The sequence below is a fragment of the Brevundimonas aurifodinae genome (assembly GCF_040195595.1).
In the GTDB taxonomy this organism is placed as follows: domain Bacteria; phylum Pseudomonadota; class Alphaproteobacteria; order Caulobacterales; family Caulobacteraceae; genus Brevundimonas; species Brevundimonas aurifodinae.
Window position 1 is genome coordinate 230,019 of the sequence record NZ_JBEGDD010000002.1, and the last position, 21,860, is coordinate 251,878.

General features: G+C 66.6%; 20 protein-coding genes and 1 pseudogene. 10 read left to right on the plus strand and 11 right to left on the minus strand.

Going from position 1 to position 21,860, the window contains the following annotated elements; genetic code table 11:
- Window positions 1-245: 245 nt before the first annotated feature.
- Window positions 246-1,742 carry a hypothetical protein gene (locus ABN401_RS03565; RefSeq protein WP_349683459.1) on the minus strand — a complete coding sequence of 499 codons (1,497 nt, stop codon included), beginning with the start codon at window positions 1,740-1,742 and terminating at the stop codon, window positions 246-248.
- Between the two features lie 228 nt (window positions 1,743-1,970).
- Window positions 1,971-2,324 (minus strand): annotated as a pseudogene (locus tag ABN401_RS16400) (hypothetical protein); the annotation flags it as partial.
- On the opposite strand from ABN401_RS16400, the gene ABN401_RS03575 reads away from it, so the two are divergent.
- Window positions 2,272-3,048, plus strand: coding sequence for a hypothetical protein (locus ABN401_RS03575; RefSeq protein WP_349683461.1), 777 nt, complete (start codon window positions 2,272-2,274; stop codon window positions 3,046-3,048). The pseudogene ABN401_RS16400 and the gene ABN401_RS03575 sit on opposite strands and share 53 nt — an antisense overlap.
- Here ABN401_RS03575 and ABN401_RS03580 read toward each other — a convergent pair.
- Both ABN401_RS03580 and ABN401_RS03585 read right to left on the minus strand, forming a co-directional pair.
- A complete protein-coding gene (locus ABN401_RS03580; RefSeq protein ID WP_349683462.1) occupies window positions 3,045-4,493 on the minus strand; it encodes a UvrD-helicase domain-containing protein in 1,449 nt (482 codons plus the stop codon). The genes ABN401_RS03575 and ABN401_RS03580 overlap by 4 nt on opposite strands.
- Complete coding sequence (locus ABN401_RS03585; protein WP_349683463.1) at window positions 4,486-6,228, minus strand: ATP-dependent nuclease; 1,743 nt, start codon at window positions 6,226-6,228, stop codon at window positions 4,486-4,488. Before ABN401_RS03585 ends, ABN401_RS03580 begins: the two co-directional genes overlap by 8 nt.
- Window positions 6,229-6,979: 751 nt before the next feature.
- Between ABN401_RS03585 and ABN401_RS03590 the strand changes: the two genes are divergently transcribed.
- The gene (locus ABN401_RS03590; protein ID WP_349683464.1) at window positions 6,980-8,356 is read left to right on the plus strand and encodes a hypothetical protein; all 1,377 of its coding nucleotides are present in this window, start codon (window positions 6,980-6,982) and stop codon (window positions 8,354-8,356) included.
- Between the two features lie 69 nt (window positions 8,357-8,425).
- On the opposite strand, the gene ABN401_RS03595 is transcribed toward ABN401_RS03590, so the two are convergent.
- The 4 genes from ABN401_RS03595 to ABN401_RS03610 all read right to left on the minus strand — a co-directional run bounded on the left by ABN401_RS03595 (window position 8,426) and on the right by ABN401_RS03610 (window position 11,650).
- Window positions 8,426-9,889, minus strand: coding sequence for a tyrosine-type recombinase/integrase (locus ABN401_RS03595; protein WP_349683465.1), 1,464 nt, complete (start codon window positions 9,887-9,889; stop codon window positions 8,426-8,428).
- A 327-nt stretch (window positions 9,890-10,216) separates the two neighbouring features.
- Window positions 10,217-11,044, minus strand: coding sequence for a transporter (locus ABN401_RS03600; RefSeq protein WP_349683466.1), 828 nt, complete (start codon window positions 11,042-11,044; stop codon window positions 10,217-10,219).
- Between the two features lie 142 nt (window positions 11,045-11,186).
- Window positions 11,187-11,399, minus strand: coding sequence for a DUF2842 domain-containing protein (locus ABN401_RS03605; RefSeq protein ID WP_349683467.1), 213 nt, complete (start codon window positions 11,397-11,399; stop codon window positions 11,187-11,189).
- Window positions 11,399-11,650, minus strand: a complete 252-nt coding sequence (locus ABN401_RS03610; RefSeq protein ID WP_349683468.1) for a transglycosylase — start codon at window positions 11,648-11,650, stop codon at window positions 11,399-11,401. The genes ABN401_RS03605 and ABN401_RS03610 overlap by 1 nt, the downstream gene beginning before the upstream one ends.
- A 138-nt stretch (window positions 11,651-11,788) precedes the next feature.
- Here ABN401_RS03610 and ABN401_RS03615 point away from each other — a divergent pair, with 138 nt between their 5' ends.
- Complete coding sequence (locus ABN401_RS03615; protein ID WP_349683469.1) at window positions 11,789-12,880, plus strand: COX15/CtaA family protein; 1,092 nt, start codon at window positions 11,789-11,791, stop codon at window positions 12,878-12,880.
- A gap of 12 nt (window positions 12,881-12,892) precedes the next feature.
- Here the strand turns inward: ABN401_RS03615 and ABN401_RS03620 are convergent, their stop codons facing one another.
- Window positions 12,893-14,290 carry an alkaline phosphatase PhoX gene (locus tag ABN401_RS03620; protein ID WP_349683470.1) on the minus strand — a complete coding sequence of 466 codons (1,398 nt, stop codon included), beginning with the start codon at window positions 14,288-14,290 and terminating at the stop codon, window positions 12,893-12,895.
- A gap of 1,037 nt (window positions 14,291-15,327) precedes the next feature.
- Between ABN401_RS03620 and ABN401_RS03625 the strand changes: the two genes are divergently transcribed.
- From ABN401_RS03625 to msrB, 6 genes are all read left to right on the plus strand, one after another.
- Window positions 15,328-15,606, plus strand: coding sequence for a hypothetical protein (locus tag ABN401_RS03625; protein ID WP_349683471.1), 279 nt, complete (start codon window positions 15,328-15,330; stop codon window positions 15,604-15,606).
- Window positions 15,607-15,803: 197 nt separating this feature from the next.
- Entirely contained in the window at window positions 15,804-16,280 is a 477-nt protein-coding gene (gene rplM, locus ABN401_RS03630; protein WP_349683472.1) for a 50S ribosomal protein L13, read from the plus strand.
- A gap of 54 nt (window positions 16,281-16,334) precedes the next feature.
- The gene (rpsI, locus tag ABN401_RS03635; RefSeq protein WP_432763517.1) at window positions 16,335-16,805 is read left to right on the plus strand and encodes a 30S ribosomal protein S9; all 471 of its coding nucleotides are present in this window, start codon (window positions 16,335-16,337) and stop codon (window positions 16,803-16,805) included.
- Between the two features lie 278 nt (window positions 16,806-17,083).
- Window positions 17,084-17,428, plus strand: a complete 345-nt coding sequence (locus tag ABN401_RS03640) for a hypothetical protein (protein WP_349683474.1) — start codon at window positions 17,084-17,086, stop codon at window positions 17,426-17,428.
- Window positions 17,425-18,357: an N-acetyl-gamma-glutamyl-phosphate reductase gene (gene argC, locus ABN401_RS03645; protein ID WP_349683475.1), complete on the plus strand. Its 933-nt coding sequence runs from the start codon at window positions 17,425-17,427 to the stop codon at window positions 18,355-18,357. The genes ABN401_RS03640 and argC overlap by 4 nt, the downstream gene beginning before the upstream one ends.
- A 56-nt stretch (window positions 18,358-18,413) precedes the next feature.
- Window positions 18,414-18,926: a peptide-methionine (R)-S-oxide reductase MsrB gene (gene msrB, locus ABN401_RS03650; RefSeq protein ID WP_349683476.1), complete on the plus strand. Its 513-nt coding sequence runs from the start codon at window positions 18,414-18,416 to the stop codon at window positions 18,924-18,926.
- Here msrB and ABN401_RS03655 read toward each other — a convergent pair.
- Window positions 18,923-19,309, minus strand: a complete 387-nt coding sequence (locus tag ABN401_RS03655) for a hypothetical protein (protein WP_349683477.1) — start codon at window positions 19,307-19,309, stop codon at window positions 18,923-18,925. The two genes, msrB and ABN401_RS03655, sit on opposite strands and share 4 nt — an antisense overlap.
- The gene (gene phaC / locus ABN401_RS03660; protein WP_349683478.1) at window positions 19,306-21,285 is read right to left on the minus strand and encodes a class I poly(R)-hydroxyalkanoic acid synthase; all 1,980 of its coding nucleotides are present in this window, start codon (window positions 21,283-21,285) and stop codon (window positions 19,306-19,308) included. The genes ABN401_RS03655 and phaC overlap by 4 nt, the downstream gene beginning before the upstream one ends.
- A gap of 85 nt (window positions 21,286-21,370) precedes the next feature.
- Between phaC and ABN401_RS03665 the strand changes: the two genes are divergently transcribed.
- Window positions 21,371-21,832 (plus strand): hypothetical protein, encoded by a 462-nt coding sequence (locus tag ABN401_RS03665; protein ID WP_349683479.1) that lies wholly within the window; start codon window positions 21,371-21,373, stop codon window positions 21,830-21,832.
- Window positions 21,833-21,860 lie beyond the last annotated feature (28 nt).

Consider the following 21,860-nt stretch of genomic DNA (forward strand, 5'->3'; position numbering starts at 1 on the left):
GGGACACGGTTGTCCGTATCCCCAGGACATGGGTGTCCATACCCTCCAGGTCAAGGGCGTCCCCGGAATCATGACGCCAGTGTCGTTCAGTACGCATGGGTCGCATGACGACATGTAGTACCATCGGGTCCCGGACGCAGGCGTCCACGGGGTGGCCCATTTTACGTCCCGTCGTCGTAGAGGGCTGGCTCCCGATTGACGCGACCCTGCCGATCAGCGGCGTGTCCGTGCGCCGCTAAACGCCTTCAACGGGCGCCGCGCTTGCTGGGCAACAAGGACAACAGCACCTTGAGTGAGGCGTGATCCCGACAGAACTCCTGCGGCGACTTCATGCCCAGTTCAGGCCGATGGCCGCGCAGAAACAGCCGCCTGCGATCTTCGTCGAAGCATTTCTCGGCCGCGGTTTCGAGGACGGCGAGACATTCGGCGGCCAGGGCGTCTCTACGGGCGGCGTCTGCGAATTCTTCCGCGATCCGATCGAGGCTGCGGAAAGCCACCCCGAGCATGGCCTCGCCTTGTCGCGCGGCGTCCAGGGGCGTCAGGGGCGTTCCTTTGCCCTGCCGGTTGAGCCAGGCCTCGACCTCCAGCCCTGGCACGACCTCCGCCCTGGATCTCAGTCGAGACACCCGCTGGTCAGCGGCGGCACGCTCGGCGGCCTCGATGGCTAACGCCTCCTGAGCGGCTATCAGATCCGCCTGGCGGATCGCTTCCTGAAGACTGGGTTCAAACGGAAGGCCCATCAGGCTGTCGCAGGGTGCGCCGCCACTGATCATGGATTGGACGGCGTCCAGGGACCGCACGAGCCCTGACCACTCCGGGCCGCCTTCCTCGATAATGGCGGTCAGGGACCTGTTGAAACCCGGCACGGAAGCCCTCCAGGCGGTCAATGAGAACGCCGGGGTCTCCATCGGCGCACCGGTCGTCTCGAACAGGCCGTCCAACAGGGTTTCGGTCTGTCGCCATCGCTGATTCGCCGCCTTCAATGCGGCTTCCCGAGCCAGGAGAACCTCGCGCGCGCGGTCGTTGACCAGCAGACCATGTTTCGTTTCGAGGAGCAGGCCATAGGCCTTCAGGGTCTCAAGGAACGTGTCCAGCGAATCCTGAGGTGGGACGAACCCGGGCAAGGCGGCTTTCATTGCCGCCGGAGTCGGTCGGTTGACGCCACCCAGCACGCCGGGGGCGAGACAGTCCTTCAAGGCGCTGAGCGCTTCGTCGGGCTCGATCGGCCACAACATGCCATGCCGGGTCGGCGCGCGGCGCAGGACCAGCCGATTGATCAGAACCGCTCGCCAGAGGTTCGAGGGAACGACGAAACCGTCATCAGACGCCGGCGGCGCGCCGACGAGGTCCTGAAGGCCGAGAGCGAGGACGCTCTGCCGTTCCGCCTGGAGGGCAGGGGTCAGGCGCGGCTCGGCGGCTCTGAGGGCGAGAGCGGCCCGCCGGGCCGCTCTCTGACGGGCCTCCGCAGCGGCTTTCCGCTCGGCGGCGATCGTCGCCTTGAGCGAGGTTTCCGCCTCGTCCACCGCCGGATTGAACAGCCATGTCCGCGGAGCCGTCCGAAGCAGGGCGTTGCGTACCGCGGCCTCTGTGCCCTGCGTCCGGTAGGCGCTGAGATCCACCTCGATGGCCGAGACCGCGCCGGCGCGGATTTTCGCGATCTTCTCCGCGTCGCAGGCGTGGGTGACGAGGACCTCGACGATCAATCGGCGCCCATCGGCGGCCACCAGTACGACGTCGGGCACGATCTCCCCCAAACGCTTTTCGAGCACCGCATCGGCGAAGACGTAGGATCGGCCCTTGTGCGTTTGATGCTTTCGGTCCCCGATCTTGCCCTCAATCGATGGAAGGTGGATCTGCTTCAGCTCGCCCAGAACCGCTTTCGCCCAGAGATGGGCATTGGTTTCTATGCCGAGTCCGCACCCGCCGGCCCCCGACGCCTTATGGGCGAAGTGATCCGTGATCCTCTCGCCCTTTTTGGCGACGAGGTCTTCGCCGCAGGCGGGGCAGACACAGTCGCACGCCTTGCCGCTCGCGACCTCGCCTATGGTGACGATGCTTCCATCCGGGCGAAGACCGAACGCCAGTCCGACTCCGAAGCCGGCGAAGGGGCTGTGATCCGGACGGTGAAAGTCTGCGGCCATTGCGGCGAGTGGACGGCGTTTCGCGCGTTCGGGCAATCCGTCCCGGCTGGGCGGACGACCGGAAGTGACGCAGGTCGATGCGAGGGTGATAGGATAGGCGACCGACCGCCCTATCCAATCTGGAACCTGCATGTCTGAGCCGTTCGACCACGATGCAGCCCTGGAGGCGCTGGCGCAGGACATTCAGGCGCTCAGGGCCGCCGAGGACGATTTGAGGCGGCGAAAGGCCACTCTCCGAACCGACCTTCCGCGTCCATCGGACCCTATCGCGGCCCGCCGGTTCGCAATCGCGGCCTATTGGACCGCTCCGGAGGTCCCGACCGAAATCCTGGCCGAGCTGGCGACGGGTCTCAGCGGCGGCAAGGCGATCTACAAATTCACCCGCGAAATGACCGCACGCGACAGCGACGTCCCTTGCATGCTGTGCGGCGCGCTGCTGGTCGTCCAGAGCCGCGAGCAACTGCAGCGCCTGAGGGAGGCCGGGACCGGACGATGCGCCGAGTGCGCGCCGCCACGCGTCAAACCTCTCGCCTCATTGCGAGAGGCGCCGCGTGGGAACCCGCCGCTTGAGCCGTTCGAACGCGAAATCCTCCAGCTTCACGCGGACCGCGATCAGTCAGCCACGATGCAGATCGAGTGGCTCTGGGGCGCCCACTCCGTCGATCTGACGCCCGATCAGGTTCGACTTTATCTCCAGGATCCGGATCTCGGCGCGGCGGCGGCGTCGGGCGTTTTCCGCGACGACTACCTGGCCTGGCTGGAGTCCGAAGGCGGGGTTCAATGCGGATCCGCGACGCAGTCGGGGCGGCGCTGTCTTCGATCCGTTTATGGAGCCTCACATGAGGAGCCGGCTGAATGGGTTCAGCGCCGGGCTCGCGGCGACTATTGCCATATTCATGGCGGCTAGGCGGCAGGCTGAAAACGCCTTAGCGGCGACAGGACGGTGAGGGTGTGCGTCGCCCGCGTCAGGGCCACATACCAGTCCTTGCCGCTCATGCTGTCGGAATGAATGACCACCGCATTGGCGAACTCCAGACCCTTGACCAGGAGCGTGCTGCCGACGGCCCGGTGAGGGACCGGCCGACCCGCGTGGCGCGCCTGATTCTGGGCGCGCCAGAGCCCCTCCGTCAGGTCTGTGCAGTCGTCGGCGATTTTCATTTTGAGCGCTGCCCGGATCGCCCGGAGCATTTCGCGGCGGTAGACGAAGGACGTCGGGCGAGCCGCGAACGCGTCGATCAGGGCCAGCACAAGCGCGTCCGAACCGCCTGCGCCCAATGCAACGCCTGTACCGATGAGGTCGTGGCCGAACTTCGCTGTTCCCAGGCTTCCTCCGCGCTTGCGCGACGCGATGGCGTGGTCGAACGCCGCCCGTTCCACACCCCCCATGCATTTCTCGATCACGTCCAGGGTGGCGCCGAGCCTATCCGAACTCCCAAGGCTGCCGAGCCGTCGCACCAAGGCATAGGCTGTCTTGCAATCGACCGGTTCGATATTCGAGAACCCCTGTTTCGCAAGCTTGCTCGCGATCTTCGCCCGGCCTTCAAGATTGGCGGGATCGGCGATCACCACCAGGTCGCCGGCCCGCCCCATGGCCGTGAGGCAGGCGCCGACGACCTTCTGATGCCTTTGCCCGATCTCGTTCGGCAGGGCCGTCCATCGCACCTGGTCCGGCAGATTTCCGAAATCGACTGGCGCACCGCGCTCGAGATCGGTTCGGATCTGCTTCAACCAGGTCGCCATCCCCTCGTTGTTGTGTTTGATCCATCGGTGAGGCCGGCTCAGCGTGCAGAGCTTGGCGAACCGCGGAAACACGTCTCTGTCCCAATCGACGGGCGTCTGACCCTTGAAGTCGAAAATGGCCTGCATGGGATCGCCGAACAGGCAGGTGGAAAGGCTTTCCGAGAGGGCGGTGACGACGGCGTGCTGAGACGCGCCACAGTCCTGGTACTCGTCGACGAACAGGCCGCTATAGGAGGCGCTCAGCACCCGTTTGACCGCACCGGACCGGATCAGCCTCGTTGCGGCCGCGTAGACCATAGTCCAGTCGCTGTCCGTGCGAGGCTCGGCGAGGGTCAGCCCTGACCGGCCGCGATAGGCGCTCGCGTAACGCAGGGACCAGCCCGCGATGGTGTCGACGAGATACAGGCGGCTCGAAACGCCATGGTCGCGGAGACGACGCCGGAGCACATCGACCCCGGCATGGGTGTGGGTCAGGATCAGCCGACGACCGGTCCCGGCCGCGGTCGCGCGTGCGATCAGCTCCGTCTTGCCGCATCCGGCCGCCGCAACGACGCTGCCGAGACGTAACCCGGCAACGGTGGCAGGGAGCGTCTCTGCCGAGAGCTCAGCCATCGATCCATTCGCGGAGGGTCCGCAGATGGCTGGCGAGCGGAGTGGTCGGGCTCTGGGCGAGGAGCGGGGCGACGATGGCGGCGACCGCTTCCCCATGCTCGATAGTCTTGAACCAGGCTTTGGCCTTCGCGGCCCTGCCGAATACGGTGCGGACTTCGGGACAGTCGCGCGCACTCGGCACATCGAGATCGACGATTGCGGCCAGGCCCGCCTTGAGAAGAGCCGCGTTCGTCGCGTCAACGACGCTGGCCTGGCTTGAACATGACGACGCGTACTGAAGCAGCGACACCACCCCCGCCCAGGGCAGGTCCAGGAACAGCCTCTCATCGGTGGCGCTGTCGTCGGGCCAGATGAGCACGACCCCACCGGCCGCCTCTACCGCCAGCACGGTTTCGGGCGACGGGGGTTCGTCGGAGTCGAGGACGGCCAGGCAATCGAAGCCGAGGTCCGACAGATGCCGGGCGAGCGCGAGCGCTTTGGAGACGCCCCCACCGTCGACCGCCACCACGCCCGCGAGGGCGAAGGAGTCTTTCCCTTCTGCGATCCAGGCGACGTCCAGCCCTCGGAGAAGGCCGTATTCCGTTCTGCCCTCACCCACGAGGACGCGACGCGCGAGGAAGGCGCCGGGCGCGGCCCGGAGGTGACGTTGAGCGACCTCGGGGCTTGACGCTGTCTGGCTCACGGACCGGACGGTGGTCAGTCCGTCATCACATCGGACCGTATGGATGTCCTGGGCCCGCAGTTCGCGGATGACCACTTCCGAATGGGTGGTCAGGAAAATCTGAGGCGGGGCGGCGAGAGTCGTGGGGGATGGAGATCTATCATCGGGCGGGGCGAGCAGATACTTCAGCAACCGCGCGATACGGTGGGGCTCCAGGCCGTGTTCGACCTCGTCGACCAGAGCGATATGGGACCCGCCGGCATTGTGTTGGAGCGCCGAGACGATCAGGCGAGAGGAGCCGGTGCCGAGCGTGCGGAGCGGCAGACTACCGGCGTGAAGCACAACGCCGCCGGAGGAGATGGCCGACCCCTGAACGTCAAGCTCAGCGGTGAACCCGTCGCGTACGCGAACGGAGAAATGCCGGCTCAGCTTTTCGGCCTGGGCGACCGGCGCCACGAACACATCCTTGTTTGTCGAGCGGAATGCTTCTCGCGCCGCGCGGCTGGCGGCCGCCAGCTGCCCGGTCATCCGCCCGTCGAGGCCGATCCGGTTCAACACAGACTGACGGCCCCAGCCCAGATGCCGGTCCGCATAAGGGCCCAGTCTTGTCGGGGCGAGGTCGCGGGCATCGGCGAACCTCAGCGAAGGTGGCTCAGCCTCGGGATCGAGCCGGAGGTGGAAGAGCGACCACCGGCCTTCGAGCGTTGAAGCGTCGAGGCTGACGCGGATCGAGAGCGCATCCTCCAGAGAGTCGTCCGGCTCGTCGGAGAGAGACCCAGCCGTCTCGTCCCAGCCCCTCAGATGAAACCCGTATCGCGCGTCGCTGCGGAAGCTGTCGGGTAGGCCGACGACCGTGATGGTGACCGTCGCCGGCTGGGTGAAGTCCAGATTGTAGAAGTCGGTGTCATCCGCGAGGTAGTTGGTGCGAGGGCTCAGGGCGAGTTCGATCGCGTCCAGAATGGTCGTCTTCGTCGCGTCGCCGGGCCCGATCAGACAGTTCATGCCCGGGGATGGCGTCCAGTCCAGCGTGCGGATGCCGCGGAAGTTGCGGACCTCGACCAGAACAATGCGCATCTCGCTCTCCGTCGCCCTCGCGCCTCCCGGACGCCGAAACCGGATGAGGAGCCTGGGCCACGCTTTACGAACCCTGTCGTGGAACTCCCTGCGACCATCGACATCAACCAGCCAGGCGCGTCAACGCTAAACATGTTTCCTTTTTGTTTCCGTGAACGAACGCGGTACAGATTTCGGTTGCGTGCAGCGGCGAAGCACTACACACCTTCGACTTGGCGTCTCGCAGGCCAACGTTCTTTCTGCGTGCGGTTTTCGAGGTCGGGGCAACCACGACAGCTCGGGAGCTGATCCAGCTGGCTACTGTGGGCACCTACTCAGCCAGCGTCCCGGTCCGAGGCGATGAGGGATAGGGTAGGCGGGGCGGCACAGCCCCGGAAGTAGATCGCAGGCCCATCCCCGTGTCGGGAGGTGGGTTGTCCAAGGCGCCCAAGTCGGCTCGAGCAGCAGACACGCGCGGAGGACGGACCAAACCGACGCGATCTCCGGATGGCGTGGGTTTGGGCAACCGTCCTCTGTCTCCCACAACCCAGCCTCTCAATCAGCAGATACGGGCTTCAGACCTCGGCGACACGGCTAGGACGCATCCTGACCCCATCGAATCTGGTTATCGCCTCGATTGGACATCTGCTTTCACAAATTTGGTCGGCGCAACCTGATCCACGGTCGTCCCTATCTGCGGGCCAAAAATTTTCGCGCGAGGGGGAGGGGCGGTTGGCGGTGATCCGGGTATCATCCGGAAACCCCGGCCGCCTTGCCGACCAGACTGATCCGGATCGTGATGACCAGCCCCCTGTGGATCGCCCAGAGACACGGCCAGGATTGGGAGGATCCGGATTGTCTCGCAGCAATCGCCTGGTTGACCCAAGGCCTTCCGTCCAGAGCTTGGTCGAACCGTATGGAGGCTGTTCAAGCCACGTTCGAGGCGGCGAAGGTCAGGTGGGCGCAAGGGGAGCGCGTCTCCTTGTTCGATCCGGCCGACGCCGCCGCCTGGTACGTTTTCCAGGCCAGGGCCTATGCCGCCGACCGCGAGCACTGGTTCGAACCTGAGGCCTACAGGATCGTCCCCTTGTTCCGACGGATCGGCCAACTGCTTCCCCAGCTCAAGCCGGTCAAAGGGGCGGAAGATCGGGTCGTCGAAATGATGACGCGCTACAGACGCCAGCCCGATGACGGACTCTACGAACTGCTCGTCGCGGGCGCCTACCGGACCGCCGGATGGACCGATGTCGCCTGCGTGCCTGCGGAACCCGGCGTTAGGCGCCGTCCCGACCTGTTCGTCTCCCGCGGACGGCGAAGCTGGGCGGCAGAGTGCAAGCGGGTCGGTCGATCCGGCTATGGCGAAACGGAACGCGCACGGGGCGAGGAAATCTCGCAAGCGTTCCATGCGTTTTGCCGGGGGCGCGACGTCTCGCTATCCATCCAGGTCGCTTTCAAGGATGAGCTCGCGGCTGTGGGCGCAAGCTACCTCGCCGACAGGGCCGAGGTGTTCCTCCAGAATCCTCGACGGGACTCCTGGGATGACGCATCGGGCGCAGGGTGGATTCGGGTCGTCGATCGCCGACGCCTCGATCTGGTGCTGCAGCAGGACGATCTCTTCTTCGGGTCCAGCCGAATGATCCAGCTAATCGAGGGCGCGTACTCGCCTTCGGTCCAATATAGTCTGGATGGCTCATGGCGGCCGGCGAAAGACCGACCTTTCCATGCGGCGCAGGTCGGAAGGGTTTCGGCCGTGTCCTGGCTCAGCGCGTCAGAGAAAGCTCAGAGCCGCAAGGCCAAGCACTTCCGAAAACTGATCCGGGAGGCCGCGGATCAGCTTCCGGGCGACAGGCCAGGCGTCGTCCACGTCGGCTACGAGGCCTTCTACGACGATGCGACCGAGGCCCTCAGGCATGCTCTGAACCATCAGCACATTCGTGAACTTGATGTTTCGTCGAGCCGACTTCGTTATGTCTACGCCAACTACATGGCGCCGGAGCACACCAACGACCGCAACGAGTCCTCTGCGCTCACCGAGACGACCGCGACCTATCCGGTCGGCAATCGCAGCACCGCGGAGCCGCTCAAACACCACCTGCTATTTGCAGACGCCGAGCCGTCTCCCGGACCGTTCTGGGCGCGACGGCGCTAGCCGGCTGTAGGCACCGCCAATGACGGTCCTGACCCATCTCCCGCGGAGCAGCGAGGCAAGCGCTCCCGGTCAGGCGTGGGCGGAGGGCTGGCTTTGCGCTGGAGTGGAGGGCACCTGCCCGGCGTCACCGGCGGGATTGTAGAAGCGAAGCGCGGACCTCGCCTTCGCGGCGTAGTCCGACGCGTCGGCGGCATGGTCGGAGTTTGGATTCACGACCGAGAGAAGAAGTGTCTCCAGCTTGGCGATCGCGGCGCGCTTCTCGGCCATGTAGTTGTGCTGGACATAGACGGCCATGGTGATCGGCGATCCACCGCCGAAGTCCCCGGCGTGATTGAGCAGCTTCGACAAGATGAAGGGGCTGACACCAGCGATCGCGAGGCGGGTAGCCCCGCTACGTCTGAGATCGTGGGCGGTCAGGTCCGGCGACCCGATCCCTTCCCTGATGTCGCGCATCGCATGGCTGATGGCGGCAGGCGACAGATAGGGGACCGTCTTGCTGCGACCGACGAAGACATAGGACGACGGGTCGTCACCCGGCGTCGGCTCGGACCGGAGCGCGATAGCCTCACGGATGAGGTCGATCGCGCTGGCGCAGAGAGGGACGGCCGTCACCCGACCGGCCTTTGTCTTCTCCGCAGGGATCGTCCAGACGGCCGCGCCGAAGTCGATTTCCGGGATGCGCATGGCGGCGATCTCGCCCCGCCGCTGAAGCGTCAGCATGGCGAGCTGGATGGCGATGCGGACCGGTCGGCTGACCATCACCGGCTCTTCGCGACCGCGGGGGAGGGGACGGCGTAGCCCGGTGGGATCGATGAGCGCCTTCCATAGGGCACGGGTCTCATCATCCGTCAGGATGCGGGTGCGGGGGATCTCTTCGGCCAGGTCCGCGAGCTCTCCGGCGGGATTACGGGTTACGCGCCCCTCGAGCACGCCCCAGGCGTATATCTGGCGGAGCAGTCCTCGCACTCGGTTGCAGGTCGTGCCGCGCCCGGCGGTTAGAAGATCGCGCAGCAGCTTTCGAACAGCATCGCGGGTGAGGGCTTCGACCCTGATGCGGCCGAGCGGGGTCAGGTATTTCTTGTAGAGATAGCGCTCGGCTTTGATGGTCTGAGGCCGTTTGCGACGGCGGCTCGGGCGATACTCGCCGGTTTCGCAGACGGTGAAATAGGCTTCGGCCAGATCCGCGACCGTGCGGATGGCCTCAGTCTTGGCCTCGGCCTTGACCAACTGGCGCGTCGTTGCCGGGTCCTTGCCGTCGTCGACCTCGGACTGGATCTTGCGGGCTTTCGCCCTGGCTCCGGCGACCGTCAGGGAGGAGGTGTCGCCTATGGCGTGCTCGGGCGGGACGTAGTGGCCGAGCCGGATGCGCGGTTGACTTCCGTCCGGCCGGCGATACCTATAACCCCAGATTTTGGTGTCCGAGGATACCCGGAGATAAAGGCCCTTGAGGCCCGAATCCCAGAGCTCAAGACGGCCGCCTTCGATGGCCTTCGCCGACGCAACCGTTCGGTCCGTGAGCTTCAAAGTCGGCATCCAGATCTCCGATGGCCCCGTTTGCTGGGGCACATATGGGGCACAGATTGCAGCAACTCAGAAAATAGCGGTGAACAGCGATGATGTCAAAAATCTACGCAGGAACAATGCGCTAGCACAGTCCTGCACAGCGGTGAAAAGTGCTGAAAACAACCTCAGGTTAGCCTGGGGGTCAAGGGGTCGCAGGTTCGAATCCTGTCGCTCCGACCATTTTCCCTTGACCCATTCCTGTTCGCCTTAACGTGAGCCGCGCGGCGGCTCTCTGCCTGAGGACGGGTTGTTCGTCCGACCGCTCGCGACGCCGGCGGTCGCTGCTTGAGGGCTGGGTCAGAAACCCCTCACAAGTTGAATGATCCAGCGCTGGTCGAACGGTTCGTCATCGGAGACCGGCAACTCCACACCGATGAGCAGGAACAGGCTGTCGACGAGCCGGGTCCTCAGCGCGGGTGTCACGGTCACCACGTCTTTGCCCTCGTCCGGCGCGAACCAGTTCACGGCCAGGGAATAGGTGAACTGGCCGAGCGGTGCCGCCTCGGCCGGCGTCACGGTCTGGCCGAGCGCGAGACTCAGGCCGAAGCCGTCCGCGCCGCCTTCGTCGCGCGCGGCATATGAGGCCCGGCTCCGAAAGGAGACACCGGCCCCGAGGTCCGTCCACAGATTGACCTGGGGCGTGACACCGAACACCTCGCCCGCGCCGACCGAGTCGTCGCCGGTGGGCAGTTCGAGGCCGAGGCCGGCGTTCAGGGACAGGTCTCGCGTCTCGGCGAGCATGACCTGGGCCGTGACCCCGATGTCGCCGATGCCGGAGCCGCCGCTGTCGAGGTCCTGATAGATCGGGGCCTCGACGCCGACCCAGAGCCGGCGCGAGAGTGGGTAGTTGAAGCGGGCGATGACGCGGTGGGCCTCACCGCCGTCGGCATCGATCCAGTCGTAGGCGAGGTGGACCTCGCGGGTGAAGAATCCGTCGGGCGCGCCAAGCCAGCCCTGACGGGGCGCGCCGCTGGACCCGTCTGGCACGCCGATCCAGGGCTGGGTGAACTCCGCGGCGAAGCGGGAGGCCTCCAGCGGCGTCCAGGTCTGGGCGGTGGAGGATGAGGCGGCGGCGACGGTCGCGATCGATGCGACAGCGGCGAGAAGGGCGAAGCGGAGGGACATGAGCGGGTCTTCCGAGCAGGCGCTGCGAGCGCCGGGGCGTCGGACGGCCACAGCGGCCGTCTCGGCACACCAGAGCCCGGCGGTCACAGCCCCTTCTTGCGGCGGATTGGCGTTCGCTTGCGTATTCTTGCCTTTGGGACCCTCAGCGCCGTTTGAAGAACGGCTTGCCCTCGGCCCAGGAGAGAAGGGGGAAGAGGGGCAGGCCCCAGAGGGTGCCGGCCAGTGCGTAATAGGTCAGCAGGGCGAGGGGATGGTCCGGGATCAGCCCCCCGACGGCGATGGCGACCCAGATGTAGCCGATGAGGAAGATCATGATGCCGAGGGAGGCCACGGCGCGGCGCGTGCGCAGGCCCATCAGCGGGTATTCCGGAACAGGTAGAAGGTGACGAGGCCGAGCACGGATCCAGCTCCGGACCAGGCGGTCCAGCCGATCTCGTCCATCGAGGCCGCGCCAAAGACGCGGACCGCCAGGAACCAGCCGCACACGGCCCCGGTCGCGGACACGAGAGAGGCCGCGAACAGCCCTCTGCGACCGGTCAGCTGATCACCGGCCCAGGCCAGGATCAGCACGCCCACGATGGCGATCGCGATATCGGCCTGCTGCATGGTGTCTGTCTCTCCTCAGCCCGGTGCCGCATGCGACCTCGCGTCCGGCCGGCGGCTTTGATCTTGCCGCGATGCAGGGGCATACCGCCCGTCGACGCCGCGAGGCGTCACTGTATCGGTCGGAGCGTCGGGCGTCGAATGAACCGTTTCGGAAAAGTCGAACAGTCGCGGGTCGTGGCCGTCTGGCTGTTCTTCACCGCCGTCATGGTGTTCGCCATGGTCGTGATCGGCGGGATCACCCGTCTGACCGGGTCGGGCCTGTCGATCACCGAATGGCAGCCGATCATGGGGGCCCTGCCGCCACTGACCGAGGCCGACTGGAACGAGGCCTTCGAGAAGTACAAGGCGATCCCGCAATACGCCCTGGTCAATGCCGGCATGAGCCTGAGCGAGTTCCAGGGCATCTTCTGGTGGGAGTGGTTCCACCGGTTGTTCGGGCGGCTGATCGGGGTGGTGTTCGCCCTGCCGTTCTTCGCCTTCCTGGCGTTCCGACTTCTGCCCGAGCGGTCGTTCCTCGGCCGGTTTGCCCTGCCGGACCGGTTGGTGTGGCGGTGCGCCCTGCTACTGGTGATGGGCGGGATGCAGGGGACGATCGGCTGGTGGATGGTGTCGTCGGGCCTGTCGGAGCGGGTCGATGTCGCGCCAGAGCGGCTGACCGTGCATCTTGGGCTGGCGCTGCTGATCTTCGCCGGGCTGATCTGGACGGGGCTGGAGGCGTGGAACGGTCCGGAGACGTCGCGGTCGCCGGCGGGATGGAGCCGGGGGGCCACGGTGCTCTGGGGCGCGGTCTTTCTCCAGTGCCTGCTGGGCGGGCTGGTGGCGGGGGCCAAGGCGGGTTTCATCTATACCGACTGGCCGCTGATGAACGGAGCGATCCTGGCGCCGGTCGACTGGGGTCAGGGAGCGCTGGCCTTCCTGCACGATACGGCCCTGGTGCAGTTCAATCACCGGATCTGGGGCTATCTGCTGGTGCTGGGGGCGACCGTCTATGCGGTGCAGGCGTGGCGCTGGAGGCTGGCCGAGGGGCTGGGTGCGGCGGCGATCGGGGTGGCGGTGGCGCTGTGGCTGCAGGCGGCGCTGGGCGTCGTGACCCTGGTCAATGTCGTGCCGATCTGGCTGGGCGGGCTTCACCAGGCGGGCGCGGCCCTGGTGCTGGCCCTGGCGACGGCGAACCTGTGGCTGGTCCGCCGGTCCCAGCCGCGGCTGTTCATGAGTGGCCCGCGCGGCTGAGCGTGTCGGCGATCAGGCGCGCAGAGTCTCCCACGGGCCGGTGATGGCCAGGGTGATGCCGGGCCAGTAGATGTTCACGAACAGGGTGCGGCCGTCCGGCGAGAAGGTCGCGCCAGCCAGCTCGGCGTTGCCCTCGAACACGTTCCGGCCGATCACATAGACCTTCCCCTCGGGCGTGATGCCGCGCAGGTGGTTGCGATCGGTCTCGGAATAGCGGTCCTCGCAGATGATGATGTCGCCCCACGGCGCGATCGTCAGGTTGTCGCCGTAGTCAAAGACCTTGTCGTCAACGGATTCGAAGAACAGCTGCAGCCGGCCGCCGCTCTCGTCGGACTGGCCTTCGCGCGGGGAGGGGACGTAGCGCATGACCTGGCCGTCCTGGGCCGCGCCGCCCGAGGTGCAGGTGAAATAGAGTTCGCCGCGACCGAACTCGATGCCCTCGCCGCGCGCGAAGTTGGCCGCGCCGCGCTGATGGCCGCGCATCCGCAGGTCGTCGTCGGGGGCCTCGACGTCGTCCAGATCGATCCATTCGACCTCGACCCAGTCGCCCATGTTCCACAGACGGGTGTCGATGTTGGAGGTGTCCGCGCCCGGCTGGCCCTTGATGACCAGGGCCTGGAGCCGTCCGCCCTTGACCAGTTCGCCGGGGGCCTCGGGCAGGTAGCGGTAGAACAGGCCGGTGCGGCCGAAGCTGTCCTCGGTCATGTAGACGATGCCGGTGCGGGGATCGACGCAGGCGGCCTCGTGCTGGAACCGGCCCATGGCGGTCAGCGGCACCGCCTGCTGGAGGCCGGTGGCGGTGGGGCTGACCTCGAACATGAAGCCGTGGTTCCGGGACAGGCCGGCGGCGATGCCGTCGGTGTTCTCCTCGCCGCTGAGCCAGGTGCCCCAGGGGGTCTTGCCGCCGCCGCAGTTGACGATGGTGCCGGTCAGGCTGAGGTGCTGGCTGACCGTGCGGCGCTGATTCATGTCGTAGACGATGGTCGTGGTGCCGCCGGTCAGGGGCATGTCGCCGGTGACGTCATAGGCCCGGCTCTTGTCGATCAGGCCGATGCGCTCGGAGCGGACTCCGGCGGGGCCATAGCTGGTGTCGCGGGGCTTGAGCTCGTGGTTGCGGATCAGGGCGACCTGGCCGCCGCCGAGATCGAAACAGCCCATGCCGTCGGCCTTGTAGGGCACGAACAGGCCGTCGCTCATGGTTTCACCGGCCTGGGAGACGACGCGGTAGGAGAAGCCCTCGGGCAGGTCAAAGACGCGGAACGGGTCGGCGCGCAGGGGGCCGTAACCATGGACCTCGTTGCGATAGGTCTCGTCGGACGGCAGGTCCTGGGCGGCGGCGAAGCGCGGCAGGCCCGAGAAGGCGAAGCTGGCGGCGCCGGCGGTGAACAGACTGCGACGGTCGAGACGCATGGGGAGGCTCCTGGATAGAGCCGCCGTTTAGTCGATCGGGGTCCGGCGGGTCATCATGGTTCTGTGACGCGGGGCGCGGCCATGCGTCATCGCTCTTCCGCTGCGAACGGGTTGGGAAGGGCGGGCGGAGCGTCCCGGCGGTCGCCGGGATGACAATGAAATACCGTTTCGCGAACGCCTCGACGCTCCGCGCGATTGGTCTGATCGGAAGCGGACGGCCTGCCATGCTCGAAGCAACGCACAGGACCAACGGCTCTGTTAGAGCCTTGCCGTTACCTCAGCCTCCGGCGGGAAGGTCGGCGTCCTTGCGAGAGCCGATCCCCTGAACGCGGCGAGTCTTCTGCTCGCCGCCTTTTTGGTGGGCTACCGCCCGGGACGCGGTCCCGGGCTGCTTGAGCCCGGGACCCTCGTTTCGAACGGCGTCGTCACCCACACCACCCCCTCGGCCCGGGACGCCGGATGACCGCTCTTCACGGCCTCCGGTCGTTGGACTTCGGGAGCCCCCGCTCCAACCGCTTCCGCCGCGACAAGCTCGCAAGGCCTTGCGCCCTTCCCAGGCGACGGAACCGAGGGGGAGGGTAGCATGCACGTCAATGCGGGCGCGTTCGCGGGGCTTCGAGCGCGACGGGTGTTGGAATCGTTGGCGGAATCCGGGCGAGTGCGGATGATTGAAGATTCTTCCTTCTCCCCTTGCGGGAGAAGGTGGCTCGCGAAGCGAGACGGATGAGGGGTGAAACTCGGTCTCTGCCGGTGGGGGAGCGGTTCGAACGCTCACCGGCGACGTTTCCTTTCACCCCTCATCCGGCCCTCCGGGCCACCCCTCCTCGGATCGCATGCGATCCTCGTCGACCCGCAAGGGGAGAAGGGGTGAGGCTTGCGATCCCTTGTCGACGCGCACGGCGAGAAAGGCATCCGCTGGCGCTCATCAAGCTTCAGAGAGGACGTGCCACTCCGCCCACAGGCGGGCGAACAAAAGAAGAACAATTGAGTTGTGCCAGTCAAGCAGGCGGCGCTTAATCGGGCCAGAAGGAGCCTCCATGCGCGACGTCAGGACCGACTTTCATGTTCCCCGGGACATCCGCCAGCCCCGGGTCGGGGCGCGGTTGATCGTTGCCTGCCTGGCCAAGGACTGCGAGCGGGCGTCACTGATGGATCCCCGGACGCTGTTCGGGGCGCGGCGGAACTGGCCGGTGGCCGGGAGATCGAACCGGTTTCGCTGCCAGTGCGGATCGCGGGAAGCGCGGGTGAGCTATACGGTCAATACGGCCCAGGTGGATGGTCCGGTATGCCTGGACGCGGTTCGGCTGTGGTTCTGAGGGCTCGAAACGGCTCAGAACAACACGGTATTTTAATACCGTAAGGGTTTTCACGAGGAAACTCAGTGGGTTGGACTTAGAAGTGGGGATCGACACGCATTGACGACGCCGAGCCGCTCCTCTAGAGACGCGCCTTCGCTCGTTCCGGCCCGTCCGGGGCGACCCCGTTTCGTCTCCCGTCCCAAGGACCCCTCGTCATGCTGAAGAGCACCACGGCTGCGCTGAAGCCGTCCGAGGTCGACAAGAAGTGGATCCACATCGACGCCGAAGGCGTCGTGGTGGGCCGTCTCGCGACCTTCATCGCCATGCGCCTGCGCGGCAAGCACCTGCCGACCTACACCCCCCACGTCGACCTGGGCGACTATGTCGTCGTGACCAACGTCGACAAGGTCGTGTTCACCGGCAAGAAGACCACCGACAAGATCTATTATCGCCACACCGGCCACCCGGGCGGCGTCAAGTCGACGACCCCGCAGAAGGTGCTGGGCGGACGCTTCCCCGAGCGGGTGCTCGAGAAGGCCGTCGAGCGCATGCTGCCCAAGGAAAGCCCCCTGGCCCGCACGCAGATGACGCACCTGCGCCTGTTCGCCGGCCCCACGCACAGCCACGAAGCCCAGAAGCCCGAAACGATCGATTTCGCCGGCCGCTCGGCCAAGAACACCCGGAGCCTGTAAGCCATGACCGACGTCACGCAAGACACGGCCCCGGAAGCCGCCTCCCAAGAGAAGATGGGCGGCTTCGACGCCCTGAAGGGCCTGGGCACCGCCGGCACGGCGGAATCGGCTCCCGAATACGTCCAGAAGCTGGACGCCCAGGGGCGCGCCTATTCGACCGGCAAGCGCAAGAACGCCATCGCCCGCGTGTGGGTGAAGCCGGGCTCGGGCAAGATCACCGTCAACGGCAAGGAACTGAACGCCTATTTCGCGCGTCCGGTCCTGCAGATGATGGTCGCCCAGCCGCTGGAAGTCACCGATCGCGTCACCCAGTTCGACGTGGTCTGCACGGTCGAGGGCTCTGGCCTGTCGGGCCAGGCCGGTGCCATCCGCCACGGCCTGTCGCACGCCCTGACGCACTATGAGCCGGCGCTGCGCCCGGTCCTGAAGCCGCACGGCTTCCTGACCCGTGACAGCCGCGTCGTCGAGCGCAAGAAGTACGGCCGCGCCAAGGCCCGCCGCAGCTTCCAGTTCTCGAAGCGCTAAGTCGGTCGCAGCCGCGACCTGGAATACAAGGGCGCTCCGGGGAAACTCGGGGTGCCTTTTTTTCTTGGTCTAACGTCCCTTATGGTCACATCACGCGGAGTTGTTCCAAGTCACCGAATGCTGGTTTAGGCGAGCCAAAGGACAATCCGTCCCGAACCCCTTCTGATTTGCTGTTTTGCGGGCCGCATCTGACAACAAGACATGCTTGACGCTGCCGTCGAAATCCGTCCCATACCCGAAGGGACTGCACATCATTCGCTAATGCGGAGGTGTGCCACATGCCCAAAAAACTACCCGATCCGACATTATCGACGCCACAAAGCGCGTTGCCGAAAATTTCTCGGCGTGAGGATGGCCTCCAGTCAACTCGGGAGGCATTCGTGCGTGAGAGGAAAAAGCGTCGTCGATACGGCCCCTCAGACAAACTGAAAGTCGATATGAAGACCGGGATTTGCGAAGCATCCGGCGAGGCGTTGCACTATCTGCCTTCCATTCTGACCGTTCTGACAGCCCTTCGGTTTGCCGGTTGGCTGATACCGCTCCTCTCCGGCGTTGCTCTTGTTGCCGCCGGACTTCCATCAACCGCCATAAAGGCAGTCTTGAGTCTCTTCACTCGATCATGACCCACACCATCTTCATAGACGGCGAGGCCGGGACCACGGGGCTGGAGATCCGCGAGCGGCTGGAGCGGCGCGACGATCTGGAGCTGATCCTGTTGGGCGACCGGCGGCGCGATCGGGCGGCGCGGGCCGAGGCGCTGAACGCGGCGGACGCGGTGATCCTGTGCCTGCCCGACGACGCGGCGAAGGAAGCCGTGGCCATGATCGAGAACCCGGACGTGCGGGTCATCGACGCATCCACCGCCTATCGCACGGCGACCGGCTGGACCTATGGCTTTCCCGAGATGGACGCGGTCCAGCGGGGCGAGATCGTGGGCTCGCACCGGGTGTCGAACCCCGGCTGCTATCCGACCGGCTTCATCGGCCTGATGCGGCCGCTGGTGAAGGCGGGACTTGTGCCGGTGGACTGGCCGGTCACGGTCAACGCCGTCAGCGGCTATTCCGGCGGCGGCAAGGCGATGATCGCGGAGTTCGAGACTGGCGGCGCGCTGCCCTATCGCGCCTATGGGCTGACGCTGAAGCACAAGCATGTGCCGGAGATGACCCGGCACAGCGGGTTGCATGTGCCGGTGCTGTTTTCGCCGGCGGTGGGGGCCTATCGGCAGGGGATGCTGGTGGAGGTGCCGCTGCATCTGGCGGCCCTGCCCGAGACGCCGTCGATCGACCGGCTGCACGGCGCTCTGGTCGAGGCCTATGACGGCTGTCGCTTCGTCGAGGTGGCGGGGCTGGACGAGACCGAGGCCATGACGGGACTGGATCCCGAGGGGCTGAACGGGACGAACCGGATGCGGCTGCATGTGTTCGGCGACCGGGGCGGGAGCCAGGCGCGGCTGGTGGCCCTGCTGGATAACCTCGGCAAGGGGGCGTCGGGCGCGGCGGTGCAGAACCTGAACCTGATGCTGGGGCTGGACGAGGCGACAGGGCTCAGCTGAGCGGCGCGGATGTGACGCCTTGAAACCCGCGCCGTTGTGCCGACGTATGTGAGGCCATGACCCAGACGCCAACCTCCACCCACACCCGCCGCGCCGTCCTGCTGACCGGGGCGGCCACCGCGCTCGCGGCCTGTTCGTCTCCCGGAGAGGCGGACGCGTCCACGGCGCAGTACGCCAACTCTCCGTTCCGCCGGATCACCGAGGCCCAGTGGCGCGAGCGACTGCCGGCCTTCACCTATGCCGTGCTGCGCGAGGAGGCGACCGAGCGGCCCTATTCCAGTCCGCTGAACGACGAGAGCCGCAGGGGCACCTTCGTCTGCCGAGGGTGCGAGCTGCCGCTGTTCAGTTCGACGACGAAGTACGATTCGCGGACCGGCTGGCCCAGCTTCTACGACGTGCTGCCGGGCGCGATCGGGACCAAGATCGACTTCGCCATCGGCATTCCCCGGACCGAATATCACTGCGCCCGCTGCCTGGGGCACCAGGGTCACATCTTCGATGACGGACCGCGCCCGACGGGCAAGCGGTACTGCAACAACGGCGTGGCCCTGACCTTCCGGCCGGCCTAGAGACCCGCCTTGGGGGCCTTCATGGCCGAGCGGACGGTGTAGCCGAACAGCACCGAGGCGATGACCACCAGAAGGCCGTAGTCCCAGCCCCGCAAGAAGAAGGGCACGACCGCCAGCACCGTCACCACGGCGGGGAAGATGGCGGCCCAGAGGGCGGACGTCGGCGCGCGCATGTCGATCATCGGCGGACGGTCCGGGTCCATCCGCATGAGCTTCGACAGGGGGCGGTGCAGCACCACGAACATCGCCGTGTAGAGCCCGGCCAGAAAGGGATAGCGCCACATCGGGGCGGGCTCGCCGTAGACGGCGGACGTCAGGGTCAGCAGCAGCAGGGGCAGGCCCGTCGAGATCGCGAGCAGCAGGTTCGGTTCGAGACGGTTCAAGACTTCACTTTCACATAGGACCCGGGGGCGGGTTCTAGCGGTGAAAGGGGGCCTTTGTGGGGATCGCGGGCTGCGACCCATTCGCCCGACCGGGCATGCAGCCATTCGGCCCAGTGGTTCCACCAGCTGCCGGGATGTTCGACCGCCCCGGCCTGCCATTCGGCGAGGGTGGAGGGCAGGGTGGGGTTGATCCAGTGCTGGTACTTCTTCGCGCTGGGCGGATTGACCACGCCCGCGATATGGCCCGAGCCCGCGAGCGTCAGGGTGACGTCGGCGTTCGAGAAGGCCCGGGCCGAGCGATAGACCGAGTTCATCGGGGCGATGTGGTCCTCGCGGCTGGCCTGGAAATACAGCGGGATCTTGACCTTCGACAGGTCGACCTTGATGCCGCCGATCTCGAACTCGCCCCGGGTCAGCTTGTTGGAGCCGTACATGCTGCGCAGGTAGGTCATGTGCAGCGCCTTGGGCATGCGGGTCTGGTCGGCGTTCCAGAAGAGCAGGTCGAAGGCAGCCGGCTCCTTGCCCATCAGATAGTTGGACACGAAGAACGACCAGATCAGGTCGTTGGCGCGAAGGGCGTTGAAGGTGTCGGCCATGGCCGCGCCGGGCAGGACGCCGCCGGCGGCGTCCATCTGCTGCTCTATCTGGCCCAGCCAGTGCTCGTCGGTGAACAGCAGCAGGTCGCCCGCCTCCTCGAAATCGTGCTGGGCGGCGAAGAAGGTGGTGGCGTTGACACGCTTGTCGCCCTTGGCTGCCATATGGGCCAGGGCCGCCCCCATCAGGGTGCCGCCGATGCAGTAGCCGACCGTGTTCAGCCGGTCCTGACCGGTCTGCTCCATGACCTTCTGGGTGGCGCGATAGATGCCCTTTTCCAGATAGTCGTCGAAGTCGTGGCCGGCCATCGACACGTCCGGATTGACCCAGGAGCAGACGAAGACGGTGAATCCCTGGGCCGACAGCCAGCGGATCATCGAGTTTTCGGGCTGGAGGTCCAGGATGTAGAACTTGTTGATCCACGGCGGGAAGATCAGCAGCGGGATGGCGCGCTGCTGGTCGGTGGCGGCGTCGAACTGGATCAGCTCGAACAGCTCGTCGCGCCAGACGACCTGGCCGGGGGCGGTGGCGACGTTCTCGCCGACGACGAACTTGCCGTAGTCGGCCTGGCTGATCTTCAGGCTGCCCATGCCGCGCTCGAGGTCGGCGGCGAAGTTCTGCATGCCCTTGACCAGCGATTCGCCGTTGCTCTCGGCCATGGCCTTGAGCGCGGCCGGGTTGGAGGCGAGGAAGTTGGAGGGCGAGAAGGCGTCGGTCAGCAGTTTGGTGAAGAACTCGGCGCGGCGCTTGGTGCGGGGATCGACGTCCTCGACCGAGGAAACGAGGCCGTTCATCCAGTCGGCGGTGACCAGATAGGACTGACGCATCACGTCGAACATGGGGTTCTCGGACCAGGCAGGGTCCTTGAACCGTTTGTCCCTGGACGGCTGCGGGGGTTCCTCGCCCGAGACGCGGCGGGCGGTGGAGGCCCACAGGTCCATGTAGCGGTTGAACAGGTCGGCCTGGGCGGCGAACAGCTTGTCCGGGCGGGCGGCCAGACTGGTCATGACGGAGTTCATGGCCGGGCCGACGTTGAACGGGTCGGGCGACAGGGCTGTCGGGCGGTCGGCTTGCGACAGGGCGGCCTCGGCGATGGCGGTCTGGGCGGTCATGGCGGCCCGCGCCAGGTTCAGCGACAAGGTCTCGATCATCTGGCGCTGGTCCTCGCCGGGGAAGGCGAAGGGGATGTCGGGGGCGGGCTGGGCCTCGGGCGGAGCGGGAGAGGGTTCCGCCGCGATCAGGGGCTCGGCCGCGACGGCGGCTTCGACGGGGGCCTTCTTGACCCGGGGGGCGCGTGGCTTCGCCGTGGTGGTGCGGCCGGGCTTGCGCGGGGCGCTGGCCACGGCGAGGGGCTTGGGCGGGGTCCGGGGGGTCTTGGCCATGGGGTCTCCGGCGTGTCCTTGGGGGCGACGGGCGCGTCGTCCGCCCTTTGCGCCTGGCACGATCATGGCCTAAGACCGGCCCGATATGAACGCGCATCGAGCGAAAAAGACAGCGGCCCTGATCCTGAGCGCGGGTGCCGTGACGGGATGCGCCGGGGCCTTCGAGGCCGAGACCGACACCGCCTCGCCGATCGCGCCCCGGGTCCAGGCCCTGGTGGACGCCAACCGCGCCTATCCGCGCTGGACGGAATTCCCCGTGGCCTCGACGACGACACCGCCCTCGACCGAGGTCGCCAGCCGCGTGCGGGGCCTGGCCTCGCAAGGGACGGCCCTGGCCGATGAGGCGGCGCGGATCGAATGGACCCTGGGCGATCCGGCCACCCTGTCCCGCGAGATCACCGCCCGCGTGGACGCCCAGCAGATTTCGCCGGTGACGGCGGAGACCCAGGCCGAGGTCGAGGCCTTCGCCGCCGAGGCGCGTCGTCGCGGCGTCGCGCCCCCGCCCATCGACCGGGCCCCCAGTGCTCAAGGGCCGGCACCGCGCTGATCACCTATCGCCCGGTTGAGAGAATCCG